8 protein-coding genes are annotated in these 6,475 nt (G+C 60.0%); 5 read left to right on the top strand and 3 right to left on the bottom strand.

Going from position 1 to position 6,475, the window contains the following annotated elements; genetic code table 11:
• On the top strand, nucleotides 1-275 hold a 275-nt coding region (locus tag J6497_RS39995; protein WP_225709417.1), incomplete at its 5' end, for a cupin domain-containing protein.
• 273 nt (nucleotides 276-548) lie between these two features.
• Here J6497_RS39995 and J6497_RS39990 read toward each other — a convergent pair.
• A complete protein-coding gene (locus J6497_RS39990; protein ID WP_225709641.1) occupies nucleotides 549-701 on the bottom strand; it encodes a hypothetical protein in 153 nt (50 codons plus the stop codon).
• A 469-nt stretch (nucleotides 702-1,170) separates the two neighbouring features.
• On the opposite strand from J6497_RS39990, the gene J6497_RS39985 reads away from it, so the two are divergent.
• From J6497_RS39985 to pdxR, 4 genes are all read left to right on the top strand, one after another.
• Nucleotides 1,171-1,335 carry a hypothetical protein gene (locus tag J6497_RS39985; protein WP_225709640.1) on the top strand — a complete coding sequence of 55 codons (165 nt, stop codon included), beginning with the start codon at nucleotides 1,171-1,173 and terminating at the stop codon, nucleotides 1,333-1,335.
• Between the two features lie 46 nt (nucleotides 1,336-1,381).
• Nucleotides 1,382-1,903: a DUF2867 domain-containing protein gene (locus tag J6497_RS39980; protein WP_225709639.1), complete on the top strand. Its 522-nt coding sequence runs from the start codon at nucleotides 1,382-1,384 to the stop codon at nucleotides 1,901-1,903.
• 90 nt (nucleotides 1,904-1,993) lie between these two features.
• Nucleotides 1,994-2,503 (top strand): hypothetical protein, encoded by a 510-nt coding sequence (locus J6497_RS39975; protein ID WP_225709638.1) that lies wholly within the window; start codon nucleotides 1,994-1,996, stop codon nucleotides 2,501-2,503.
• Nucleotides 2,504-3,453: 950 nt separating this feature from the next.
• Nucleotides 3,454-4,932, top strand: a complete 1,479-nt coding sequence (gene pdxR, locus J6497_RS39965; RefSeq protein WP_446479940.1) for a MocR-like pyridoxine biosynthesis transcription factor PdxR — start codon at nucleotides 3,454-3,456, stop codon at nucleotides 4,930-4,932.
• Between the two features lie 221 nt (nucleotides 4,933-5,153).
• Here the strand turns inward: pdxR and J6497_RS39960 are convergent, their stop codons facing one another.
• Nucleotides 5,154-5,429 carry a hypothetical protein gene (locus tag J6497_RS39960; RefSeq protein WP_225709637.1) on the bottom strand — a complete coding sequence of 92 codons (276 nt, stop codon included), beginning with the start codon at nucleotides 5,427-5,429 and terminating at the stop codon, nucleotides 5,154-5,156.
• A gap of 132 nt (nucleotides 5,430-5,561) precedes the next feature.
• Nucleotides 5,562-6,475 (bottom strand): cytochrome P450 family protein (locus tag J6497_RS39955; RefSeq protein ID WP_225709636.1); only part of this gene is annotated, 914 nt, incomplete at its 5' end.

The following is a 6,475-nucleotide window of genomic DNA, read 5'->3' as shown; positions in this document are numbered from 1 at the left end:
CTGGGGAGGAGCCTCCGATGCACATTCACTCGCGCGAGGACGAGCTAGTCTACGTGGTTGAGGGGCGGCTAATCGCGCGGGTCGGCGATTCCCGCGTTGAGGTGGGGGCAGGCTCCTACGCGGCTCTTCCCCGTGGGGTGCCGCATACGATCGAAGTGGTCGGCGACCAAGCGACCCTGCTGGCCACCTACGTGCCGGGTGGGCTGGAGCGCTTGTTGGTGCCCCGGAAAGGCGAGAAGCCTGATCCGGCTGCTTTCGGCGTGACGTTCCCTTAGGGCCGAGGACCACGGCGCGTGGCGTTCGTGACCGAGCGCCCGCGCGGGCGCTCGGGACCGCGCCAGATGATCGATTGCACGCGCCGGCCAGGTGCGCGTAACAGCCTTCCAGCTTCAGACCAACCAGCGCATATTTCCGCCTTGGGTCAAAATGCGAAGAACTCAGTGTGAGCAAATCGAGCCCGCTCCGCCCCAGTAAGCGGACTCTCAATGAGGGGTGTCACCACTTCGCTGATGGGCCAAGAGGTGACATTCGCGAAAAACGCCGCTAACTCAGGCGGCCTCCGGTTTATCAATTTCCGGCGATTTGATCGGAACGTGCCGTGCTCGGCTTATCACCTTCGGTCCTCCATCCGGGTATCGGGCTGTATCGGTGATGTGACGAATGAGCGTTTCCAGAATCAGAAAGAACTTTTCGGCAAGCATGATAGGCACTCCATCCTCCGATTGTCGAACATGGCGCCGCACTTGATTCTGGCGGCTTTTCGACTGCGAAAGGATGGCGTGGACTCCGTTACGTCATCGCTTCAGCCCTCAACGAAAATGGTTACGGCGGCAACACATGATCACTAATGTCAACACAACAGCGAGCAGCGGCTCGACGGTTGGCGGAAGCGCACAGCACTGCGAGAGCACGCACCAAACGTTGATCGCTCTGTCCGATCCGCACGATGGCAACGCCTAATCTCTTATGCACCAACGCAGAGGTCGGCTTCGGGTCACGAGCAGTAATACTCAAGATCAGCAAATCACGTCGGCTCTTCCTTCGAAATGAGACCTAAGGGAAGCGTGCGAAACTCGTCGCGATGGGCCAATTGCGGCCGCCGGGTCTTGCCAATGAACCTCTCACCTTTACCGAAAAGTCATCCCGCACTGGGCCGAAATGGGAACGCGCTTGAGGCGTAAGCCGTGCCGTTGCGCAAATCGACGCCCTTCCGTACTCTCGGGGCGCGCCCTGAACGCCGAGGAGATCGCGGTCACCCTTTCGGTGGCGCGCGCCAATATCAATATCAGCCTTAAGGAGTTGCAGGGCTGGGGCCTCGTCAAGGTGACCCATTGATGGGGACCGCCGCCATTCGCACGGATTGCCATGTTCGGAGTTTCGCATGAACGTCGTTGAATGCGATGTGCCGCCCGGCAGCATGCTCAGTCGCGAGGTCATCGAACACGCGTATTTCCGTGATTCCTACCGGGCGCCGCTGAGCCGCAGGGAGCTTGACATCGTCGATGTCTTCTTCGGCATTTTCGCGCATCATCCGCTGTGGATGAAGCTGCTCCTGATCGTCCGCAACAAGGTCGCCTCCCTTGCTGGCCTGGATGCACCGACCACGTCCGAAGTCCTCAATGTCGAGATCAAGGATCGCTATGTCGTCGGTGAAAAGATCGGCGTCTGGCCGATTTTCTCGCTCAGCGAGGATGAAGTCGTCGCCGGGCGCAATAACAAGCACATGGATTTCAGGCTATCGGTACTAAAAGTGCCCGACGGCGACAGAACGAGCGTGGTCGTCTCCACCATCTGCACGGTCCACAGCCTGTCCGGTAAACTCTACCTGTTTTTCGTCGTTCCGTTCCACAGGTACGGCGTCCAGAAGCTGATGGCGAACGCGATCGCGGCGGGTAGGTTATGATGCGCCTCTAGCATTGGGAGCATTGGGCCGCGGTCGTGGCTGCCCTCACCACTTGTGCTTTCGTGCCTTTCATTTCTGGAGCCGTGACCCATGAAAATGAGCAATATTCATGCGCGGACAATCGCGGCTCCCACTGCGCGCGTCGGTGCATTGCTGGATACGCTTGCTTCAGCCGACGACAAATTCTGGCCGCACGAAAACTGGCCGCGTGTGAAATTCAATCTACCGCTGCAGGTCGGGGCCACCGGGGCGCACGGCACTGGTCCTTACACAGTGTCGTCCTATACTCCAGGTCAGCACATCCGATTTGAGTTCAGCGGAGGCCGGCAGGGCTTCCACGAATTTACGTTGCAAGACGTTGACGACATGACTTGCTTGTTACGGCACACAATGAAGGCTGAGCTGACGTTCAATTCGACGTGGCGATGGTATTTCCTGATCCGTCCACTGCACAATGCCCTGATCGAAGATCTGTTCGACAAGGTCGAGAGCCAAGTGGCGAGAGTTGAGCATCCACAAGTCTGGAGCTCGCGCGTGCAGAAACTACGCCAGGAGCGCGGCATGTCTCCGGTCAAAAACGAGATGCCGGCGCAGAGCTAGCGTGAGCTCTTGAGGACCGGACCATGAGTTGCGGAACCGCCCGTTCAAAGTCATTCAGAACGCGCGAGCGCGGCCAAGTCGTAGACAGACACAGAGGGGCCTTACCGATCCGCCCGAGCGGATTGGCTACCCGTTAATCTGGGACGCGGCATCGGTGAGAGCTGAGTTTCCGGTAGCCATGGCATGCCGGGTCTCGATAAGCGCTTTCTGCAAGCGCATATGTCTCAAATGGGTCACAACCGGACATCAACCGACTTCATTCAGCCACGTCGGTCGGGGAGCGAGGCGGGCATTCACGACCAGCGAGAAATTCTCGCAAATGTGTGAAGTAAAGGTGTGAAGCGCTTCACATCGCCATTTCGCAGAGCGGACTAATCCCTTGTTCAGCCTCATTCGTCATTTCAGGAGCTGACCGAGCACCCTGTTCATAACGAACCATTCAGGCCGCTGCGCCGGTATTGACCAGACGGCGAGCTACGCGGAGCGCGAGGCGATCGTGCGCTGTACGCGGGCCGCCACGACGATGGCCGCTCGCATTGAGACCGCAAGCACACCCTGACCGCCGACGATGGCTCGTCATCAGGAGGACTTATCATGTCCGTTGTTGTCAATTCGCTCACGAGTTCGATCACGAGTCGGAAGGGAGCCGCGGCGTCCAGCCATCGTCGACTTGGATGGGGAACACGGTTCTTGCGCTGGCCCATGCCGGCGAAGAAGGGCCAGCGAGCTACACGCGCTCATGATAAGACGCATGAACCCAATCCCGAGCAACCTCAGTCAGGAAGATCGTCGTACCTACCGCCGGCCATCATCGTCGCGATCGGAATAACTTTTGTGACTAGAGTTCCAAGCGAGCAAAGTGCGTCGAACGGAGCCCAAATAGCGCGCTTAAAATCAGCATCAAGCTCAACAGTCATCGCTCGATCGGCTCAAAGCCAATAGCCAGTCCAATGGAAAGAGAGCCCATGACTATGGCTTTCCATATCAGTCTTGTTGGTCGAAGTGACCTCAGCGGCGAGATCTACCGGCAGATCCGGCAGGCAATTCTGGAGGGGCGCCTTCGGCCCGGAGAGCGGCTGTCTCCCACGCGGGAGCTAGCAGCCGCGCTGACGGTTGCACGATCGACGGTGACGATCGCGTACGAAACCCTTGTCGCGGACGGATTGGCGACATCCCATGTGGGTGCCGGGACGTTCGTGAGCCATCAGCTTGCGGCAAGACGTCCGGCATCGAAAGCAAGGCGATCGACGGTCCGCGCAATTCGGGTGCGTGGAGTTTGGGAGACCATATCGGTTCCGACGGTCTTTGTCCGCGCGGCGGATTTCGATTTTAGAACCGGGCTTCCGGACGCTTCGTTGTTCCCACACCGAGCCTGGCGGCGGGTCGTCGCTCGTGCGCTGCGCTCATGCGAGATGGCGGGAGGCGTCTACGAGAATCCTGCGGGCAATTGGGACCTGCGCACGGCGATCGCTCGCCACATCGGCATCTCACGAAGCATTTCCGGATCGGCCGACGACGTCGTCGTGACCAGTGGCACCCAACAGGCACTCGACATCATCGCTCGCGTGCTTCTCGAGGCTGGCGATGTCGTTGCGATGGAGGATCCGGGCTATCTACCTACAAAAGACTTGTTCAATGCGCTGGGCGCGCGCGTGATCGGTGTGCCGGTCGACCGCGAAGGTCTCGTCGTGCAGGCGCTGCCGGCCGAGGCCAAGGCGGTCTACGTGACGCCGTCGCATCAGTATCCCCTCGGCGTGGCCATGAGCCTGTCGCGTCGACGTGCGCTGCTTGCCTGGGCCGAGCGCAACAATGCAGTTGTCGTTGAGGACGATTATGACAGCGAGTTTCGCTTCGGCGGGCGACCGCTCGAGCCGGTTCAGACCCTCGACACGACCGGTCGCGTTGTGTATGTCGGCACGTTTTCAAAGACGTTGCTGCCGACTCTCCGGCTCGGCTTCATGGTCGTGCCGCCGCCGCTGCGCGAGGCGGCGCACAAGGCGAAGCATGTTACCGATTGGCATACAGCGACAATGGCGCAAAGCGCCCTGGCCTGGTTCATCGACGAGGGTGCGTTTGCGCGCCACATTCGCAAGGTGAGCCGCACCTATGGCGAACGGCATGAGGTGCTGACCGCGGCAATCAAGAGGAACTTCGGCGATCACCTCGACCTTGTTCCATCGAGCACCGGGTTGCATGTCGCAGCCTACGCGCGAAGAGCGTCGGTTGATCATATCGATGCGATCGCATCACGAGCCTTTGATCTCGGCGTCGCCATCCAGAGGATGTCGACCTTCCGAGTAGACCGAAAGCCTCAGGCCGGCATCATCCTGGGATATGGGGCGATCGAAACAGGGCGGATTGCCGAAGGGCTGAGGCGGCTGCGCAGATGCTTCGATGAACGCGCGCCGCGCCGCGCGGATGCGGCGTGATCGTGGTCGTTGAAGGTGACGAGCACGCGGCCAAAGGGTGGATTGCGCGGAGATGCTAAGCGAACCCCCATCGACAAGCGCACCGCCTTGCCAGCGTTGCTTCGGGAAGCAGCCTCGCGTGGTGATTTGCGCGAGCGGATTGGGTATCGGGCGAGAGCCAGGCGCTCAGGTCAATCCGATCAACAAGGCTAACTTAGAAGGTTTTGGTCTGGAGACGCTGCCTAAATTGGACTGATTGACATCCTCAAATTGGACCTTCCATTACACTCCTTCGCTTCCAATGTTGCGCCGCTGACAAGGTCGACGAATCGGTGCGGGCGGCGCGTTCCCGCCGCTTGACAGGCCGCGACGGGGCCACTTTCAGGAAGGAGCGACTGGCCACCGCCGGAATCGCGGTGGTCGATGCTCTCAACTGGCTTTTTCTGGACAATTTTTCGGGCGATATCCGCGAGCAGCTTGAAACGAGCGACATCCCGTTCGGACGCGCGATCCAGCATCTCAATCCCAAGTCAATCCCAAGCCGCGCACGATTCTCGTTCGTCGCTGTACGCCCGGCCAGTTGGTCGACGCGGCGCAATCGATCGACCCGACCGCGATGGCGTTCGAGCACCGCGCCGTTGCAGCGGCGACTAGGGGATGACCGGCAACGACTTAAGGCCACGAACAACCGGTGCGGCGCGCCACCTCAGTTCGCGAGCAGGACAGGCGAGGCTCAACTTAGGCAGGCGTCTCAGTAAGCAACCGAACGCGATCTCGGCCTCCATCTTCGCCAGATGCGAGCCGACGCAATAGTGAACGCCGTCTCCAAACGCAAGATGCGGATTGGGCTTGCGGCCTATGTCCAGCCGATCGGGCTCCGCGAATTTCTGAGCATCCCGATTGGCGGAGGCAAGGACGGGGAAAATCACGTCGCCACGCCTGATCCTGGTGGCGTGCATGTCAATGTCTTGGGCCGCATATCGCTCCGTTGCGGTCTCGACAGGCGCCGTGAAGCGTAACAACTCCTCGACCGCAGACCCAAGGAGCGAAAAATCTCCAAGCAGGCGCTCTTTCTCGCGCTGGTTCTCCATTAGCGCCAGCATTCCGGACCCGATCAGGTTCACGGTCGTCTCGTGGCCGGCTATGATCAGGAGTACCAACATGGCGATCAGTTCGTTCTGGCTCAGCCGGTCGCCACCCTCCTCTACGGCGATGAGCGCGGAGATCAGATCATCCTTCGGGGTGTGCCGGCGCGTGGCAACGAGGCGCCGCAAATATCGCATTAGTGCAAAGATCGAGGGCAGCGACAGTGCCATGCGAAATTCCGATCGCGCTCCGAGAAAAACATTCGTCCACCTCCGAAAGCGCGTCCGGGCCTCCTCGGGCAAGCCCAGCAGCTCCGAGATCATGGTCAACGGAAGCGGAAGGGCGAAATCCTCAATAATATCGGGCTTCAATTTTGCGCGCATCCGATCGACGAGATCCTCAGCCAGCACTTCGGCGCGGTTTCGTAACTGCTCGATGCGTGCACGACTAAACGCCTTGTTGATCAGGACCCGCAGCC

It is taken from the genome of Bradyrhizobium cenepequi (assembly GCF_020329485.1).
GTDB lineage: Bacteria > Pseudomonadota > Alphaproteobacteria > Rhizobiales > Xanthobacteraceae > Bradyrhizobium > Bradyrhizobium cenepequi.
Note: the sequence above shows the minus strand (reverse complement) of the source record. Positions and strands in the feature narration are given on the sequence as shown.

Excerpts from the sequence above, each read along its gene's own strand:
- J6497_RS39960 (WP_225709637.1), bottom strand. The coding sequence starts at position 5,429 with ATGCTGGATCGCGCGTCCGAACGGGATGTCGCTCGTTTCAAGCTGCTC.
- J6497_RS39975 (WP_225709638.1), top strand. The coding sequence starts at position 1,994 with ATGAAAATGAGCAATATTCATGCGCGGACAATCGCGGCTCCCACTGCG.
- J6497_RS39980 (WP_225709639.1), top strand. The coding sequence starts at position 1,382 with ATGAACGTCGTTGAATGCGATGTGCCGCCCGGCAGCATGCTCAGTCGC.
- J6497_RS39990 (WP_225709641.1), bottom strand. The coding sequence starts at position 701 with ATGCTTGCCGAAAAGTTCTTTCTGATTCTGGAAACGCTCATTCGTCAC.
- pdxR (WP_446479940.1), top strand. The coding sequence starts at position 3,454 with ATGGAAAGAGAGCCCATGACTATGGCTTTCCATATCAGTCTTGTTGGT.